Origin of the sequence: Yersinia nurmii (genome assembly GCF_001112925.1) — a bacterium.
In the GTDB taxonomy this organism is placed as follows: domain Bacteria; phylum Pseudomonadota; class Gammaproteobacteria; order Enterobacterales; family Enterobacteriaceae; genus Yersinia; species Yersinia nurmii.
On record NZ_CPYD01000012.1, the window covers coordinates 1 to 18,219 of the forward strand.

The window sequence follows — 18,219 nt, forward strand, 5'->3', positions numbered from 1 at the left end:
GCGAAAGGACCTTCGGCTGCCAATGTTGTTGCCCTGTAAAGACAGGCAATAACGGCTAATTATCAGATTAGAAACCCCTGTTTTCTATCCGATAAGAATTGTCAAAAGAAAACCCGCCTTGTGCGGGTTTCCTGGTTTTATAGCAAATTAAATTACTTACGCGGGTTATGTATATAGCTGGAACGATAACACGTTAAGATTTTGTAGCAGAAACCAAAAATAACATTGGGCGCTCTTTTTCTTCATCCAATGCCGGCTGTTCTGCAATTTGCTGCGCCGTAGGCCCCCATTCTTCAAGGCGATGCAGAGTAAAACCGGCGTCTATCAACAGATTAATATAAGTGGCTAATGTACGATGCTGCTTAATCACTCCATTTGCCAGCCAATTGGTGACGCGGTTGCCTTCGGCCTGATAATGATTAACCGGCCATGATCTTTGGCCTTTATCATCCGTCAACCAACCCTGCTGCATTGGTGCGCTAAAAATAGGGTGCTCGGCAGAGAAAACAAATTTCCCTCCGGGTTTAAGGGAGTGAAAAATCGAATTGAACAGTGCCGATAGATTAACGATATAGTGCAAAGCTAATGAGCTGTAGACTAAATCGTAGTTATTTTCCGGTAACTTAAGCTGTTCCAAATCTTCACGGCAGTAGCTTATTTTGCTGTCGTCGGTCATTTCATTGGCTTTGGCCAGCATTTTGGCGGAAACATCAATGCCTCTCACTTCCTGAGCGCCTTGCTCGCGGGCATAACGGCAGAACCAACCGTAGCCGCAACCTAAATCAATGACGTTAAGATCGTGTAGGTCGGGCAGCATTTTGGTCATAGATGGCCATTCTGGTGCGCCGTCTAACCCCTGAGTTGAACGATTCAACTGTGCGTAGCCAGCGAAAAATGCCGGGTTATCATAAATATTCTGAGCCATATCTGCTCCAAAAGTCGTTAGGATAAACTGAAGTTTTTTATTAAGACGTTTTTTGATTCACAGGCAGTTTAACAGAAGGGGTTCATGTTATTGGGTTATGCCTGTGGGAACATAAGGATAGCGCCGAAGCAGACGGCGCTATCTAAGTAATAGGCTTATTAGGATTTCAGTAGAGGTGAAAGACGCAAACTGAAGGTTTACCAGCCAAAGCGAGCGCCACCATCAGTAGAATTGTCCTGTTGACCGCGTTGTTGAATCTGCTGCATTCGACGGTCAGCCTGGCCTCGTTCATTAATCACATGACCAGAGCTCATGTATTTTCCACGACATTCTGCCGAAGTCTTATCGTGACACTGATAGTAAGAATCAGTATCGGAAGAGCTTGAACATCCGGCAACTAATGTGGCGCAAGCCAGCACAAAAACTATTTTCAAGTCCATTCATTTACCCCTAAATTCCGTTTACGTTATTGTTGCCCAGTAAAGATAAATACATCCACAACGAGAATAATATTACCGCCAGTTTGCATTGAAATCTATGATTGATGATGAGTACCGGATTGATCTCGCGGAGCCTTACGCTATTTGAAAGCACAATCACAGTGTCCATAGGCGAAATAGGGCAATATACCTTGGTAGGACGACATTATTGAAAGGGGTGTTTATGCAGGTGAGAAAAGCCAGAGTAGAAGAAGCCGAGGCGCTATGGGCGCTAAGAAATAATGCCCTAAGAAATGGCTGTCGGAACGTTTATGATCAGGCCACGCTTGCAGCTTTTACGCCAGATGTCATGCCATCGGGATTTCCTCCGGTCATCGTGGCCAATCCATTTTTTGTTATAGATGATGAAGCGGGTATCAGCCCCGTTGGTTCAGGTTTTCTCGATCTTAAAAATCATTCTGTGGAAGCGATATTTACGCTGGATACTTATCAGGGAAAAGGCGTAGGTTCACGGATACTGGACGCTATTAAACAGGAGGCTATTGCGCGTGGTATTTATACCCTGAAACTTTCCTCAACCCCCAACGCTTTGGCATTTTACTTACGCCATGACTTTAAGTTATTGCGTGAGGGCGAGTATTTTTCACCGTCAGCTCAAAAATATTTGCAGTGTTTTGAGATGGAATGGCGGCGATAAAAATTGAATTAATCTAAAGGTTACATTTTACCCGTTGAACCGGTGTTTGAGCCGGCAAGTTAAATGCCTTGTGTGGTGTTTATCACGAAAAAAGATGTAGAGATAAAGGCATTTAACGCTGCCATATCCAAAATTTTAATTATTTTATTGTCAATTAATTAGTGCCGCTTTGGCAGCAGACTGCTTAATCAACTAATCATATTGCTTAAATAGACTATTTGGCATATACACTCACGCAATTTCATAAATTATTAAAAATTGCTGAGCGCTGAGGCTGATTGTTAAATGAAAAGTATAGGGATAGCCATATTAACCGGGATGTTGATGTTGGGAAGCGGTGCTCAGGCAACTGAAACTCAATCTTACTTCTTCGATGGCAAAGCGTTGGCTCACCCAGTTATTTATGGTGCCAGAGAAGGCACCGCCGTGATCGCCTTTATTAAGGAGGCCAATGGGGTTAACGGATATTATTGTCTGTGTGATGATGAGGCTAACCCGGATCCAACACAGCGTATGCTGGATCGTTTTGGTCATGCCAGTATTGAGTCGGTCTTTTTCTTCGATATGGATAATGGCGGTCCGCTGACTCTGGTATTAAGTAAAGCTGGCAAGGCCTATCAATTACGAGCTTATCGGTATTGGGGGAATGGACGCGGTTTTGTTAAAGTCGATAAATTGCAGTCTGCCCTCGATAAGATTATCAGCAATCAAAAAGCGCCGACGGCGGCGATGATTAAAACCGCATTAGCTAAGTTGACGCCGTTCGACCTCGCTATAACTTACCAGCCAACCGGGATTGCGGCATTTGACGCGATCGATCATTTACAGGGAAAATTGGTCAGCTACTTTAATGAAGACGAACAACCCGTACCTGACCCTAAAGATCTCTTCTCTACCGACGCGGTATTTTATAAAAAAACATACCAGCAAAAAAAAGGGCTTTTCCTGACCGTTACTTATATCCGCTGGGTATTTAGCGCGGAGGATGCGCGCCCAAGTTACCATATTGCCAGAATTAGCTGGGAAGCCGATCCTAAACAATATCGCGGTACGGAAGATGGCCCATATATTGTCTATCAAATGGGCGACATTATGACGCGCGGACAATATAAACAAGGGAAAGAAACCGGCGAATGGAGTATCAACAACGGCGAGCAGGAGCAATTATTCGGCACTTATGTAGACGGTAAACGCCACGGTAAATGGCAAATCATCGGACGTGAAGCAAGTCGCACCGGCATGATGGTGAATGACAAACGCGAAGGGCGTTGGGAAATTAGCGATGGTGAAGCCAGTGAGGACTATGGCCTGACGGGGTTCGATACTTTTGTTAACGATCGGCGCAATGGCCCAAGCGAGAGGCAGTTTAAAGGGAAAATTACTGAGCAGGGAAGCTATGTAAACGGTGAAAAAGAAGGTCATTGGCGAATGCCTGGAGCAGTCGGCAGCTATTTGCACGACCTCAGAACCGGCGATTGGCTTATTTTGACCGAAGACGGTGGTCGCGAACAGCTAGTGCTGAGCAAAGGTCAAAGAGACGGGGAATATCGTAAGTTTGATGCCCAAGGCCAACTGCGGGAATATTCTAATTATAAATCCGGTGAATTATCCGGTGATAAAGAAGTGTACAGCGAGCAGGGTAAATTGTTGTCTCGTGGTACTTATGCACACGGACAACTTAACGGACGAGAAATTGTTTATTACGAAGATGGCGTCACATTACGTGCAGATCGCGGATTTTTAAATGGAGAACTGCATGGCCCCTTCCGATATAACTTCCCTAACGGTAAGCCCCAAGAAATTGCTGATTACATTAGCGGTAGAAATACCGGTATCCGTCAGGTATTCAATGAGAAAGGCGTCTTGCTGATAGAGGCTAACATTTGCCAATTCAATAACGGTTTTGAAAAAAGCGGCTATTGCGGACATCAGCGTGAATTTAATCCCGACGGCAGTCCAGTGAGCGATAAAGATTATCTGTGGGGACGTCAGCAAACGAATAATAGCTGGTATGCAAACGGGCAGAAAAAAGATGAAACCCTGCTGGGTAAAAATGATTCGCGTATTCAGACTAGTTATTATCCGAACGGTCAGATTGAATGCCGCGTCCATCTGCAAGGCTTTGACGCTTTTGTTCTCGACGGAAAAGAGTACAAGGATAATCAGGGGGCTCATCGAGAGGGCGAGAATATCTGTTATTACCCAGACGGGCAGGTGAAAAGCCGCGGAATCTATAAACAAGGCGTTGTCGTAGGTGGTTGCGAAACAAAATTTGATGAAAATGGTAAGCAAACTTCCCCCGGCCCGCAGGGGTGTCCTAAACATACCTGGGTTTATGAAAGCTAATTATTGATGCGAAGAGCGGCGTTTTGCCCAAATTCACCTTTGGCATTTATCTTAGCGGTGACGGCTTATTGCTCGTGGCTCACCGCTAACGGATGTCGAGAACTCATTCAGATGAATGGACACTCCTTTGATTGATCAAAATTATCAGCGCTGGCTATTTACACTCTCTGCGCCTTTGGTTGCCCTGAATCAGGAACAGGGCGCGGCCTATGATTGCCCTAAATTCTATCCTTTTGATACTTCAGTAGATTTAACCGATAGCTGGGGCGTGAATAATCGCGAGGAACTGATTGCTATGGTCGTTCGGATGACCGATGACGGCCACGCGCCAAATTTGGCTGGTTATTATCATATGTGGCATCGATTTAGCCATAGTGAATGGCAGGATTACGTGGCGCAACGCACTGGGCGAGAGCAGATCTGGCTTAATCTGGTCGCTGAGACGGCGGCAATTTGCGGTGAAGGCGGAATTCAGGCCTGGGATTTGGCTCGCGTCAGTTTTTTATGCCGTATTGCGCAGCTCAATCGTTGGATTAATGAAGAGGAGAATCTGTGGTTCCATACCCAATTCGCCTCGCGCGCCAGACATTATTACGGTGATTGGGAAAGTTATTATAATGCCTTTCTGATCGGCCGAGCCTATTGGTTAACGCAAGATAACGAAACGTCGGAAACCCTGAATTTTGCCCTCAGTCAATGCAGCGGCACGGCGGCCAGCATTGAGTATGCCAGTGAATTGTATCTCACCCGAAACCCAACCTTTAAGCGCCTTCCTTGGCAAATCGAAATAATCGAAATGGAACGACCAGAATCTTTACAGGGAGTGGATCTGTGATGGAGACAAATTGCTGGGTACTGCTGGGCGTGGATCCAACGGAGGACCTGACGATTATTCAGGCGGCTTATCGTCAGCGTCTGCCTGATTTCCACCCGGAAAGCGATCCCGAAGGGTTTAAGCGGCTGCGTGCTGCCTATGATGAGGCGCGCCGCTGGGCGGAGAAACCGGTGATTTCCCGTTCCTTATGGAGCCAAGATAATGTCACCGAGAGAGAACAACGGATAAATCTCATCAATAATGAGCCAGATCCTGAAGACGGTGAGGACGACGAAGATGAGTTTATTGATGAGGCTTATCCGACGATTCAACGTCTGCTGAACGAATTCGATGAGCTATTAGTTAATCCGGCCGAGCGTTATCAGCCGGAGAGCTGGCATCATTTCATTTATCATCTTGATCAATACAGTGTGGCAATAGTCGATCGTTTACGTTGGTCGCTGTTAGGGCGTGCTTATCAGGGTTCTGCGCTCTCCGCCAACTGTGTCCGGCTGCTGGCAGAGCGCTTGCAATGGCGAAAGAGGCTAGATGAAATATCGTTACAAGCTGCGGCTGATATGGATGGATTTCTACATCATATCTATCGTGAAGATATGTTTGATTTTTCCTTGCTGTCGACGATGAGTTTGCCCGCACAGGTGGAAACCGTGGTTTATTTCCATCATGCGCGCCAGCTTTATTGGGAACAGCCTGCCGCGGCGTTACGGCGTTGGTTGTTGATGCCGGTAGCGATATTCTGGCCAGATTGTCAGCAATTACTACAGCAAATGGCTCGTTGGTTCAGTTTAGCCGAAATCCCCAGCCCGTGGCTGCGGGATCTTTGTCAGGCAAAACTGGCGGAATCTCCGCGAGATGCGGACTGGCTGTACCTCTGCGCTCGCCATGCCACTTTGCTGGGCGACGGCGAGCGAGCGATAGCTCACTGGATGGCCTTGTATCAGTTAGAGCAACATGCTGAAGCCGAGCAGGGCATATTGTCCTGGTGTCGCCGCGAGCAGCCGGAAATGTTGCCGTTGCTGATTCAGGCGTTGGATCGTCCCAGCTATCCGGCTGATACCGCGATGGAGATCGATGACGATGAGCAGCAATATCTGACGCCGACCCAATCGATTCAGACGCAGGTGCGTTGGGGAAATGCATCGCAGCTTACGTTTTCTCCGCAAGGGGAAGCGTTGGTGAAATGGAAATCGGGTGCGCATCGGTTAGAGAGTCTGTACCCGCATTTGCTGAATAATCACGGTGAGAGTGAGATCGATCGTTTGTATTGGCACGCCTGCATGTTAGCGCTGGGAAACGAAGCGTTATTACAGGATGTTCTGGATGAACCACAGCCGGATTCGCCGCTGGCATCCCTGATTTTACATGGATTACAGCGACAGGCTGCCCAGCGGTTGGATTGGCTAACTCACTCCAAAGTGATCGCCGGGTTAATTCATTGGTTGAATAGTCCGCAGGATCAACCCATGCCGTCAATATTGGGTCAGGAAACGGCGATCCGACAGTGCCAAATGTGGTTGTGGCAATGGCGTCATTTGCCTGCGTTGAATCTCGCACATTTATATGAAAGCGAGCTGTACCAGCCAAAACTGGAACCGATTAAGGATTGGCTCACATTCTTATCGGCAATGGATAAAATCGATCTTCCCGCGTCGCAAAATATTTCCCATCGTGATGATTTCCGACAGGGTATCTTGCTGATATTGATGCTGGGATTTGCTGATGATCAAATGGCGACGATCTGTCAGGCTGATTCACGCCTTCTACCGCCGCAGCATTTGGCTTTTTCGCTGTTTCGTGCGTTTAAACGAATCGATTTGACTCGGGGCGACGGGGTTGAACAGTTAAAACAGCAGTTGTGTATGGACGAGCGGCTCCACTACCTTTGCTGGACGCATTTACCGCTGACCGTGGATGATTATGTGGCTCACTATCAGTATTGCGCGCACGTTAGCGGTTGCGATTTTTATCAGGCTAAGTGGCAGTCTCTGATGGCACAATCGCCCATGCCCCATCAATCATTGCTGTGGGCTTTGTTCTCCTACCACGGCGTGCATGATTATGTGGCAGCGTTGCAAGAGCAACAGACGGAAACTCGCGATGAAGCGGCATTTAAAAAAATGATCGTGGATATCACACCACCGCATCTGGAATCTAAAACAGCGTTACTGAAGGACAATCCACGCTTATTGAGTTTGGCCACCGGTAATTTCCGTTTTTATGACAACCCGAACTATCTGCCGGAACAGTCATTGAGCGATGAATGGCTACTTTGGGCGCAAGATGAAGAGGAAGATCCGGCGCTGCGACTAACCGCCATTATGCTGGTGCAACTGGGGCGAGAGCGTTTAACCCGTTTCAAAAATGCGCCGCGTCAGGTGAGTCGTTTTTGGCAGTTCTGGCGTTTGAAAACGCGTCTGGGCCGCGGAGGATTAATTAAGCAAGTGGTGGGCGGAACCCTGCTGATTAGCTTGGTTGGCGATATAGTGCTGCTGGATACTTTGCCAAATACATTGCTGCTTGCTTTCCTGATGGTAGGGAATCTGTTTAGCGGTCTGACTCGTCGCGCCAACGATCTCAATCAGGAATCCCCGCGCCTTCAGGCTTTGGTCAGTATGCTAACAATATTCCCGTTGCTGCTGTTTTTCTTCGGTAAAAGTTACCCCGGCTTTACCCATAGCGGGCCGCCAGCGGGCAATGTCGAATAGCCGATGGGAGGCACCGTAACAGGGCACCTCCCACGTTTTAGTCTCAGCTAGCGCGGCATATGGCTTAAGTCGCAATGCGCTTACGTTAAAATCCATTAAGTCACAATCTGTATAAGTTACGATCGGTTTTAGCGATATATCTCGCTTGAGTCATGTGTGGTTTATAGCTGCATATCGTCGAGAAAATGCTCCAATCGTTGACGAATCGGCGCGATAATATCTGCATCCTGCCCGGCCAGCACTGTCTCGAACTCCCGTAACCAACTGCCAATTTGCCTACGTTGGTCACCCAACGTTTGTGCCCAAGCTTTATCAATACGCGCTAATAACGCACGATTGCGCAAACTATCACGAGGATGGATTTTCAGGCAACTGAGGCGTTGATGGCTTTCCCGACGCTGCTGCTCTGTCAGTCCGGTTGGGCTATGGTCGATGACCTTGCTAAAAGTGCCGCCGCTGTCTGGAATATTCACGTCCACCTCTAACAATCCGTTGATATCGTAACTGAAGCGCACATCGAGAGATTGCAGGCGTCCGTTAGGCTGAACCGGAACGTCAAACTCATCGATAAAGATATTGTTATCTACGTGAGGACTTTCCCCTTGATAAATGGCAATGCTGATGGCTTTTTGATTCGGATAACGAGTGGAATAAGTCTCCACCCGCGAAGTGGGTACTACGGTATTTCGTTCCAGAATCGGTGAGAAAATGCCGCTGCGTTTTTCCTCGGCGGTAGCAATACCCAGGGTATAGGGGCACACGTCCGTCAAAATCACTTCTTCGATATCTTCATTACGTAAACGACAGGCGGCCTGAGCGGCGGCACCTAACGCCACAATAGTGCTGGGATCGAGGTGCTGGTGTGGCAGCTTACCGAATAACCGGACCACGAGTTTCTGAATAATGTTCATTCGTGATGCGCCGCCGACCAGCACCAAATGATCTAACTGCTGTGGCTGCAAACGTGCATCATGTAATGCCTGTTCGATGGGCGCTCGCAGACGATTGATCAGCGGTAGCCAGATGTTTTCAATACGTAGCTCATCCAGCGCCATACACCAATGATTGTCTTGCCAGTGCCAGCTTAATTCGTAGCGCGCAGTTTGCCCATTGAACTGATATTTCAGCTGTTCGGCGTTGTGGTAGAGGCGAGACAAATCCGTTGCCGGTATCGATTCAGTAGACAATCGCCACTCTTTCAGCGCCGCGTTCATCAACGCCTGAGTGAAGTCTTCGCCCCCCAGATAATTGTCACCGGCTGAACCCTGAACTTCGATCAGCGGTAATGCGTATTCCAGAATAGTAATATCGAAGGTTCCACCGCCCAAATCGAACACTAAAGTACGCCCGTGATTCTGAGTATGCAAACCGTAAGCCATGGACGCGGCGGTTGGCTCGTTGATTAACCGAACCGCATTCAGCCCCGCCAGTTCAGCGGCAAAGCGGGTTTGCTTGCGCTGTTCATCACTGAAATAGGCCGGAACGGAAATCACAACGTCGCTGACCGGTTGGCCGAGATAGGTTTCTGCATCGGCCTTCAGGGATTTCAGCACCAGAGCCGACAGTTCGGGCGCACCGAAGTGTTGCTGAGCCAGTTTGAACGGCTTTTTACTGCCCATATAGCGTTTGAACACTGAGGCTGACCTTTCTGGATGAGTGGTCAGGCGAGAAAGCGCCGCGCGCCCCACCAGAATAGAGCCGTCCTCATCGATACTGACCACCGATGGGGTCAAAAACTCGTTTAAGGCGTTGGGAATCAGTACTGCTTGCCCATCTTGCCAGACGCTAATCAGGCTATTGGTCGTGCCTAAATCGATGCCAATGGCTAAAGGCGCGCACTGTGGTTCCATCATGTTGATCATCTCGCTGAAATATTAGCGTTAAATTCAGGGTGAAGTTTCGCTGGGCAAGACTGAATGCCCAGACGCGGTGCTGGCAAAAAGGGCCCTTCGTTAAAACGGATAAAAACTTAACGCTTTTTGAGGTACCGTATATTCTGTGCCGTTATATTTCAGCAGCATACTGTTTTTCCTCACACTAACTTCTTTATCGACACAGTTATCTTCTTTTACTAATTCGCTGCGACGGGACGTGGTGACCGAATTGATTTGCAGATCGTTAAAGCCGTGGGTCTGGGTTTTGGCGACGGAGATCGTGCGTTTATCTTCGGAGAATTCACCGGCACAGTTGCCGTCCCATTCGGCGCTATATTGATCCATCTGCAACGGCTTGGTTAATTTATTCAGTTTGCCATCCTGCAGGCTATATAAGGTTAATACGTAGTCTGCGATTGGATTAACGCGAGACGAACCGCGATGGTAAGTGCGTATGCCGAAGGCGCGGTTATCCGCCGTTAATTGATAGCGTGCGGTATCAATACTGATGTTATCGGTATAAATCGCATCATCGCTGATGGCGTTTTGATCATAGCGGTGAGCGATTAACTTGCCAGTAGTCGAATCGACCACTAATACATCGACATCATAAGTCGGTTGATCGGAGTACTGTTCGGGAATATCCGAAATCAGGGTCATCACGACAATAGTCTTATCCGGCGCATAGGGCCAGATTTTACATATGTTCAGATTTGACGGGGCTAGCGTTAATTCTGGATGTAGGGTTTTCGCCAGTTGAGGAATAAAGCTCTGACAGTCTGCCAACGAATAAGATGAAAACATAAGTGAAGAAAGAAGAAGGAAAATCCTGCGCATAGTCTGAGTCCCTGACGCTAGCCGAATAAAATAGGCAATGGAAGAAAGAGTGTGATAATTACCGACAAACGGTAACCCACTGAAATTAAGTCACTAAATGCTACCTATCTATGGATTATCACACGGATAAGGAGAGTTACCTAACGGCATAATTATGAAAGGTAAAATATTTTTAATCGAATTTTGACTGCCAGGCAGTTGGAAAGTAACAGGGTGATTTATTCACCTGAATACGTCAGATTGTGATCTGAAATTTATTAAAACGAAGGCAAGGTTGGGGCTAGTTAGAGCATTTCAGCCAGCAATAAGCTTTTTCAGTGTCAAGATGGTCTTATTCCGTGAGGAAAGACTTACGCAGAGCAGAAATCTGTATTAGTGTGATAAGCCTGCGGTTAAAGCACTGTATGGTCACATTTTAGCGCCCATTTATGGGGGTGGTATAGAATAACTAACGTGTCGGGATTACCCCAAAGCAGAATAACAATGTTGCTGTGCGAATTTTAGCATGACTTTACTTATCGGTTGGTAATGGTTTTAAGAAGGAATCTGGCGTGACGAAAATACGGGTTGGGGTCATTTTTGGTGGCAAGTCGGCTGAGCATGAAGTGTCATTGCAATCGGCTAAAAATATTGTTGACGCCATAGATACGGAAAAATTTGAAGTCACTTTGTTAGGCATTGATAAACAGGGCCAGTGGCATATTAACGACGCGTCGAGCTATCTGTTACATGCGGAAAACCCTGCGCTGATCGCCCTGAATCACTCGAATCAAAACGTCGCTTTGGTGCCGGGTCAACGACAGCATCAACTGATTGATGCGAGTAATGCCACAACGTTGACGCAACTGGATGTAGTCTTCCCGATTGTTCACGGTACGCTAGGTGAAGATGGCTCCTTGCAGGGCTTGCTTCGCATGGCGAATATTCCCTTTGTCGGATCTGGCGTAGTCGGTTCGGCAGCCAGTATGGATAAAGACGTAACCAAGCGCCTGCTGCGGGATGCCGGGCTGAACGTTGCGCCGTTTATCACTTTAACCCGCGCGAATCGTCACCAATACACTTTTGAGCAAGTGCAGGAGAAACTGGGTTTGCCACTGTTTATCAAACCGGCTAATCAGGGATCTTCCGTCGGGGTCAGTAAAGTTCGTAATGCCGTAGAATTTGCCCATGCGGTCGAGCTGGCTTTCAGTTTTGACCACAAAGTCTTGGTTGAGTCGGCTATTGTCGGCCGTGAAATAGAATGTGCGGTATTGGGGAACGATCGCCCGAAAGCCAGCTTGTGTGGCGAAGTAGTGATCAGCGATGAATTCTATTCTTACGATACCAAATATATTAGCGATAGCGGTGCCCAGGTTGTGATTCCAGCGGTTTTGGAGCCACACATCAGCGATAATATTCGCGCCGTAGCTTTGGAAGCGTTCCGGACTCTGGAGTGTTTGGGATTGGCGCGTGTGGACGTATTTCTGACGCCTGATAACCAAATTATCATCAATGAAATCAATACGCTGCCTGGTTTTACCAACATCAGTATGTATCCGAAGTTGTGGCGCGCCACGGGCATCAATTCCACCGAGCTGATTACGACCCTGATTGAGCTCGCGCTAGAACGTCATAAGCAGGATCAGGCGTTAAAAAGCTCAATTTCACTGAGTGAGCAAGCGAAATAGCATCTATTTAATTCACCTATGATTGATGTGCGATAGGTGAAATGAAACTCTGTAAAAGGCTGCCTGGTGCAGCTTTTTTTTTCCTAAAAATATGTGGACGGTCATTCCTGTGAGGTGTTGACATTTTGTCATTTGGTGACAATAATTCAAAAATGAAACTTACAGAAGATCAGCTCTTACTTCGAGAGAGCAAAAAAATTGTCGAAGCCTTAGGAAAAACTTTCGCGCCGCTGGTGGAATTCGTGCTGCACGATTTAACCCATCCGGAGCACGCTATTGTGGCAATTGCTAATAATTTGTCCGGGCGAGAAGTGGGGGAACTCGCTACAGAGCTGGGATTGAGCCGCATAGCCGATCCTAACTTTCCCGAAGTACTCCAAAACTACCCCAATCAGTTTCCCGATGGTCGTCCTGCAAAAAGTACCTCTATCGGTTTGAAAAACAGCAAAGGAGAGTTTATTGGTGCACTGTGCCTCAATATGGATATTTCTCTGTTCTCCGCCGTTAGCAGCAGTCTGGCTCAGCTGACGCAAACGTTGCCCAATGACATTCAGGAAAACCTGCAATCCCCGCGTCTGGAAACTCTGCGTGCGCGATTGGAACAATTCGCTACGGCCTTGAACACCACACCACGCGGCTTGACGCCGGCTCAGCGCCGCGAAGTGGTTCGTCAATTGGCCGAGGAAGGATTGATGGATTTGAAAAATGCGCAAACAGTCGTGGCCAGCAATTTGGGGGTCGCGCGATCCACGGTTTATACCTATCTCCCAACTGATGAAGGAAGTTGAACATGGCCCGACTCGCAATTGAATATGACGATATTGTTCAGGCACATCAACGTATTGCTGATGAAGTCGTCAAAACACCGGTATTCACTTCGGCTACGGCAGACGTCCAAACCGGAGCGTCGTTATTTTTCAAATGTGAAAATTTTCAGCACATGGGTGCCTTTAAGTTTCGCGGTGCTTATAACGCTTTGGCGCAGTTAACGCCAGAGCAGCAAGAGAGGGGCGTCGTTACTTTTTCTTCGGGCAATCATGCACAGGCCATTGCACTGGCCGCACGAAAATTGGGCATCCGCGCCACCATAATTATGCCTATTGATGCGCCAGCGGTGAAAATTGCCGCGACCAAAGGATACGGGGGCGAAGTCATTCTGTACGATCGCTATACCGAAGATCGCGATGCGATTGGAAAGCGATTGGCGGCTGAACGTGGTCTAACACTGATACCTCCTTATGATCATCCCCATGTGATGGCTGGGCAGGGTACGGCGGCGAAAGAACTGTTTGAGGAAGTGGGGGATCTGGATGTACTCATCGTTCCTTTGGGTGGCGGCGGTCTGTTATCCGGTTGTGCCACGGCTGCCAAGGCTTTGAATCCAAAGTGTTTGGTGATCGGCGCTGAGCCTGAAGCGGGTAATGACGGGCAGCAGAGCTTCCGTAGTGGGAAAATTGTGAAAATCGCTACGCCGCATACTATTGCCGACGGCGCGCAGACGCCATTTCTGGGAAACTATACTTTTCCGGTGATACAAGAACGAGTGGACGACATTCTTACTGCCAGCGACGCTGAGTTAATTACCACCATGAAATTTCTTGCTAGTCGGATGAAAATTCTGGCCGAGCCTACGGGATGTCTGGCGGCCGCGGTGGCCTTTGGGTCTGCTCTGAATCTGCGCGGTAAACGGGTCGGGGTGATTATTTCTGGTGGAAATGTCGATCTCAGCCGCTTTGCCAATTTCATTCAGCAGGAGAATTAATGTCTGATATTCAGCTGATAAATCTTAATGGAAATCCGCCGGTAGGCCATTACAGCCACGTAGCCTGCGCCGGTGGCCTGGCCTATCTCTCCGGCCAGTTGCCCATAACGGTTATAGGGGAACCGCTGACGAATCAGCCATTTGAATATCAAGTGGCACAGGTATTCGACAATATAGATCGCGTTCTGGCTAGTTGTGGATGCGATCGCCGCGCGTTGATACAGGTTCGAGTGTATCTGAACGATACCGGATTGTGGCTGCAATTCAATCAGCTATACGCTAATTGGTTAGGAGAACATCGGCCAGCGCGTTGCGTAGTACCAGTAGCCGAATTGCACTATGGATTAATGATCGAAATTGAGGCCATTGCTCAATTAGCTCACTAAATTTTGTACCGGTTAATAAATAAGATGGAGTGCCAGGCGCAGATGGCTAGGTCTGGCATTTATCTTTCTCATCATTTTATGTTATCTATCATCTGTTTTTCCTGAGTTGACAGCAAGACGACGCCCTCTCCCTTGGTCTTTATCACTAGACGCCAATCATCCGCCAATTCATAACTCATTGTAAATAATGACATATTATTTGTTTTTTTCAATGGCTGATCATAATGAAGTCAAAACCCTCTAATTTTGGCTGCCCTAAATGAAGAAAATAGTGAAAGTTTCATTAATGTAACTGAAGTGTTTTTTATGGGGTCTAATCGGAACTAAAAACATGATGCAGGTCATCTTGTACGTATTTCGCATTATTTTTCTGTTGAATTGTATTCGATACGCAAATACTGTGTATCCATACAGCGTGTCGTTGTATATATAATGAAAACTAATTCAAGGATGACTAATATGAAAACTTCAGCAAAAACACGATACCCTATTATTTTAGTACACGGCCTGTTTGGTTTTGACAAAATGTTGGGCTATCCCTACTTTTTCAAAATCCAGCCAGCGTTGGAAGCTGCCGGTGCAAAAGTGTTCACTGCGTCAGTTTCTGCAACCAATTCAAATGAAGTAAGAGGTGAGCAACTACTTGATTTTATCCAAGAGATTCTGAAGAAAACCGGAGCAAAAAAGGTGAATCTCATCGGCCATAGCCAAGGGCCTTTAGCCTGCCGTTATGCTGCCGCGATGCGTCCTGACTTGGTGGCGTCTGTCACTTCGGTGAACGGTGTCAACCACGGTTCAGAGTTTGCCGATCGGGTTCGTGAAGCCTTTGTCGAAGGTAGTCTGCCTGAATCAGTGGCTAATTTGCTTGTCTCTACATTCACAAATTTAATGTCTTTACTCAGTGGTCATCCGGAACTGCCTCAGGATGCTATTGCTTCACTGGATGCATTAACCACGAAAGGCGTTATGGAATTTAATGCCAAATATCCGCAGGGGCTGCCAGAGAAATGGGGTGGTGAAGGTAAGGAAGTTGAAAACGGCGTTCATTACTATTCATGGGGTGGATTTATCCAGGGCGGAATTCTTGAACAAGGGCTAAATACCGCCGATCCACTGCATATTGCGATGCGCGTTGGCTCACAATTCTTTATTAAAGAGACTGCGCAGAACGATGGCATGGTAGGGCGTTTCAGTATGCATTTGGGCAAAGTTATTCGTTCGGATTATTCAATGGACCACATGGATGCGGTCAACCAAACGGCTGGCGTGGTGCCAGTGCATCTTGACCCGGTAAAAATGTTCGTCGACCATGCGGTATTCTTAAAGTCTAAGTCGCTGTAGTCCACTCAGCCTGAGATGAAAAGGAGGATCGTTAATGTTGAGTCACGTAACACTAATTAGTGACGTTGTAACCTAACGGCTTAACTCTTCAACTCCCCTATAAAAGAGAGATAACAGAGACTCCCCGCGGCCGAGGCGGAGTCTCTGAAAACAATTACAGGTGTTTTTTTGCGAAGTTAACAATATCTTGCTTAAAGTCGCTGACCTTCTTCTCTGGTGATTTCTTACATAACTGAATCACCTTCGGCGTTACAACGGTATCAGTTTCTTGATAGTCAACGAAATCGCCATTTTTATATTGCGTATCGTCATTCAAAATCCAGAATACGACCGGAGTGAAGCTTTTCGGGTTCAGGTCGATAAACTCTTTACAGCTCATATCAGCTGGCGTAGTCGGGCTAGTAGCGGCAGCAAAGGACGCGGTGGCTGCGCACAGCAGTAAACCAGCCAATGGGATATTACGTAATGATTTAAATGACATGCCTATCTCCTTGCGGTTTCGGAACAATAATTTCCAATATAACTCAAGTTCTGGTTTATATTTCGAGTCTAAGCATGGACCAATAATTTAAATTAGGCCAGTAATTCACTTAAATTATCTGTTGCGCCATCCGACTACTAATCCCATGCTGTGACTATTCAACTTATGGTTATGAGGTGATATTATATTAATTCTCATGATTATTATTGTATTTATAATTTTATTTTTATTTCATAATTACCCCGGATGTCATTTTTATTTATCGGTAAGGTTTGTTACGTTATTTTCAGTATGATATTTAATTCGGATGGCCGTAATGCCGTCTTTCGGATGTTATTATTTCATCGTTTGATCTGAAGTGCGGGAAGTATGAGTGGTTAACGGAGGTTGTCAATATTAATAAACGGACTAAAGGTGAACTATGAATAAAGAAAAGCCTAATATGGCACTGATGTTTATCGTATTGTTAACAGTGAGGGTTCAGGCTGAAGATAACTACATTAATAATATTATCTCTCAGGTTGATAGCCGAGAATATTCATCATCGCGCGTATTGGAAGAAAACAACCCGGCTGTATCTCTCTATAATATCGGTAGTGGTACTTTACTCTACAGTTATGAATACAAACCAAAAAGATATCTATCTGCCGACTACGCATATAATCTTAATGGTAGGTGGAATGAGAATGCGAACTGGCATTCTATTTATAATCGGAATGGCACGGTGTCGTTTAAAAATATATACTCTGGGTTGTGCCTGCAACATTATGGAACAGAATACCAGGTAATAGAGAATACCTGTGATCCATTATTGGCGACGCAACAAATTAATCTGGAATTGGTCAGTTCTGGCGGGATGCTTATGCGGTTTAATAGTAATAATGAATGTCTTTATATTCATCCAGGGGTTAGGCATTACTATGTATACAGTGATAAATGCGAAGATATAGGTTTTTATCATTACTGGACCATCATCCCTCCACTCAATAAGTGAGTGAATGCACAGGAAGTGAATAATGAAGAGTGTTATATCCAGCATATTTGTGTTTGGAAGCCTATATTGGTCAACGTTATTATCAGCCTCAGTGACAGACTACAAATTAGCGACTTGGAATATTCAAGGGGCGGGCAGCGGTGCGGCCAGTAATTCTAAATGGGTTACTGGTATTGCCAATATGTTTTTGCGTGAAAATATCCAGATTGTTGCCATTCAGGAGGCCGGTGCTAGGCCGCCTTCGGCAAGCCCTTTAGCCATTCCGGGAACCACCGGAGGCATTGATTTACAAAGAATCGCCGGTGGGGCACAAAATAGAGTCAATCCACAACGGCGTGGTGTGGTCTCCGACGTCGAAGAATCGATCTGGCGACCCGGTGGGCGACGTGGCGGAGATATTTATATCTATCATATCAATCATGATACCAGCGCGCATCGAGTCAATATTGCAATTGCCTCGCGGATTCGGGCGGATGAAATCCTTATTATCCCTCCGTTGGAAAACGGACCTAACGCACGACCAACATTAGGGATTCGAATTGGGAATGACTATTTTTTTAGCCTACACGCTGGAGCGCATCAACATAATGAGGCGGCGATGATTGTGCAATTTATTGATAACTATATGGCCAATAGCGTATTACCGCAGCGTTCGGAGGCAACATGGATAGTCATGGGGGATTTTAATCAATCGCCGGATAGTTTACGCGCTAGCTTGTCATTGCCAGGAACTTTGATGCTGAATGCTTACCACGTTATTGATCCCAATGTGCCAACGCACCAGGGGGGGAATACATTGGATTACGCTGTGCTGGGGGCTGCAACTGGTACGGTTAGGCTGTTTGCCGTCCCGCTTATTGCTGCGATGATGACTTATATGTCCGATCATATTGCCGTTCGGTTTAATCGATAATACCGAATTAGTACAT

The 18,219-nt window shown here is 46.8% G+C and carries 16 protein-coding genes; 11 read left to right on the plus strand and 5 right to left on the minus strand.

Features of this window, described 5'->3' with window-relative positions; genetic code table 11:
• Positions 1 to 193: 193 nt before the first annotated feature.
• Together AD970_RS14245 and AD970_RS19695 are read right to left on the minus strand one after the other, a co-directional pair.
• The gene (locus AD970_RS14245) at positions 194 to 925 is read right to left on the minus strand and encodes a class I SAM-dependent methyltransferase (RefSeq protein ID WP_049600358.1); all 732 of its coding nucleotides are present in this window, start codon (positions 923 to 925) and stop codon (positions 194 to 196) included.
• 197 nt (positions 926 to 1,122) lie between these two features.
• Positions 1,123 to 1,365 carry a hypothetical protein gene (locus AD970_RS19695; RefSeq protein WP_157045536.1) on the minus strand — a complete coding sequence of 81 codons (243 nt, stop codon included), beginning with the start codon at positions 1,363 to 1,365 and terminating at the stop codon, positions 1,123 to 1,125.
• Positions 1,366 to 1,588: 223 nt separating this feature from the next.
• On the opposite strand from AD970_RS19695, the gene AD970_RS14250 reads away from it, so the two are divergent.
• The 4 genes from AD970_RS14250 (at position 1,589) to AD970_RS14265 (ending at position 7,948) form a co-directional block, all read left to right on the plus strand.
• On the plus strand, positions 1,589 to 2,062 hold the full coding sequence (locus tag AD970_RS14250) for a GNAT family N-acetyltransferase (RefSeq protein WP_049600361.1): 474 nt from the start codon (positions 1,589 to 1,591) through the stop codon (positions 2,060 to 2,062).
• Between the two features lie 285 nt (positions 2,063 to 2,347).
• On the plus strand, positions 2,348 to 4,408 hold the full coding sequence (locus AD970_RS14255; RefSeq protein WP_072080659.1) for a toxin-antitoxin system YwqK family antitoxin: 2,061 nt from the start codon (positions 2,348 to 2,350) through the stop codon (positions 4,406 to 4,408).
• Between the two features lie 127 nt (positions 4,409 to 4,535).
• Positions 4,536 to 5,243, plus strand: coding sequence for a DUF1266 domain-containing protein (locus AD970_RS14260; protein ID WP_162199329.1), 708 nt, complete (start codon positions 4,536 to 4,538; stop codon positions 5,241 to 5,243).
• Positions 5,240 to 7,948 (plus strand): hypothetical protein, encoded by a 2,709-nt coding sequence (locus AD970_RS14265; RefSeq protein ID WP_157045537.1) that lies wholly within the window; start codon positions 5,240 to 5,242, stop codon positions 7,946 to 7,948. The genes AD970_RS14260 and AD970_RS14265 overlap by 4 nt, the downstream gene beginning before the upstream one ends.
• A 161-nt stretch (positions 7,949 to 8,109) precedes the next feature.
• Here the strand turns inward: AD970_RS14265 and AD970_RS14270 are convergent, their stop codons facing one another.
• Together AD970_RS14270 and AD970_RS14275 are read right to left on the minus strand one after the other, a co-directional pair.
• Positions 8,110 to 9,801: a molecular chaperone HscC gene (locus AD970_RS14270; RefSeq protein WP_157045538.1), complete on the minus strand. Its 1,692-nt coding sequence runs from the start codon at positions 9,799 to 9,801 to the stop codon at positions 8,110 to 8,112.
• 99 nt (positions 9,802 to 9,900) lie between these two features.
• The gene (locus tag AD970_RS14275; protein WP_157045539.1) at positions 9,901 to 10,659 is read right to left on the minus strand and encodes a PA3715 family protein; all 759 of its coding nucleotides are present in this window, start codon (positions 10,657 to 10,659) and stop codon (positions 9,901 to 9,903) included.
• A gap of 551 nt (positions 10,660 to 11,210) precedes the next feature.
• Here AD970_RS14275 and ddlA point away from each other — a divergent pair.
• The 5 genes from ddlA to AD970_RS14300 all read left to right on the plus strand — a co-directional run bounded on the left by ddlA (position 11,211) and on the right by AD970_RS14300 (position 15,815).
• A complete protein-coding gene (gene ddlA / locus AD970_RS14280) occupies positions 11,211 to 12,326 on the plus strand; it encodes a D-alanine--D-alanine ligase (RefSeq protein WP_049600376.1) in 1,116 nt (371 codons plus the stop codon).
• A 152-nt stretch (positions 12,327 to 12,478) separates the two neighbouring features.
• Positions 12,479 to 13,114 (plus strand): helix-turn-helix transcriptional regulator, encoded by a 636-nt coding sequence (locus tag AD970_RS14285; RefSeq protein ID WP_049600681.1) that lies wholly within the window; start codon positions 12,479 to 12,481, stop codon positions 13,112 to 13,114.
• Between the two features lie 2 nt (positions 13,115 to 13,116).
• Positions 13,117 to 14,088 (plus strand): threo-3-hydroxy-L-aspartate ammonia-lyase, encoded by a 972-nt coding sequence (locus tag AD970_RS14290; protein ID WP_049600379.1) that lies wholly within the window; start codon positions 13,117 to 13,119, stop codon positions 14,086 to 14,088.
• Entirely contained in the window at positions 14,088 to 14,474 is a 387-nt protein-coding gene (locus AD970_RS14295) for a RidA family protein (RefSeq protein WP_049600382.1), read from the plus strand. Before AD970_RS14290 ends, AD970_RS14295 begins: the two co-directional genes overlap by 1 nt.
• 459 nt (positions 14,475 to 14,933) lie before the next feature.
• On the plus strand, positions 14,934 to 15,815 hold the full coding sequence (locus AD970_RS14300; RefSeq protein ID WP_049600386.1) for an esterase/lipase family protein: 882 nt from the start codon (positions 14,934 to 14,936) through the stop codon (positions 15,813 to 15,815).
• A 154-nt stretch (positions 15,816 to 15,969) separates the two neighbouring features.
• Here the strand turns inward: AD970_RS14300 and hdeB are convergent, their stop codons facing one another.
• The gene (hdeB, locus tag AD970_RS14305) at positions 15,970 to 16,296 is read right to left on the minus strand and encodes an acid-activated periplasmic chaperone HdeB (protein ID WP_049600389.1); all 327 of its coding nucleotides are present in this window, start codon (positions 16,294 to 16,296) and stop codon (positions 15,970 to 15,972) included.
• A gap of 421 nt (positions 16,297 to 16,717) precedes the next feature.
• Here hdeB and AD970_RS14310 point away from each other — a divergent pair, with 421 nt between their 5' ends.
• Together AD970_RS14310 and AD970_RS14315 are read left to right on the plus strand one after the other, a co-directional pair.
• Entirely contained in the window at positions 16,718 to 17,290 is a 573-nt protein-coding gene (locus AD970_RS14310; RefSeq protein WP_049600392.1) for an RICIN domain-containing protein, read from the plus strand.
• Between the two features lie 22 nt (positions 17,291 to 17,312).
• Positions 17,313 to 18,203 (plus strand): cytolethal distending toxin subunit B family protein, encoded by an 891-nt coding sequence (locus AD970_RS14315; protein ID WP_049600395.1) that lies wholly within the window; start codon positions 17,313 to 17,315, stop codon positions 18,201 to 18,203.
• Positions 18,204 to 18,219 lie beyond the last annotated feature (16 nt).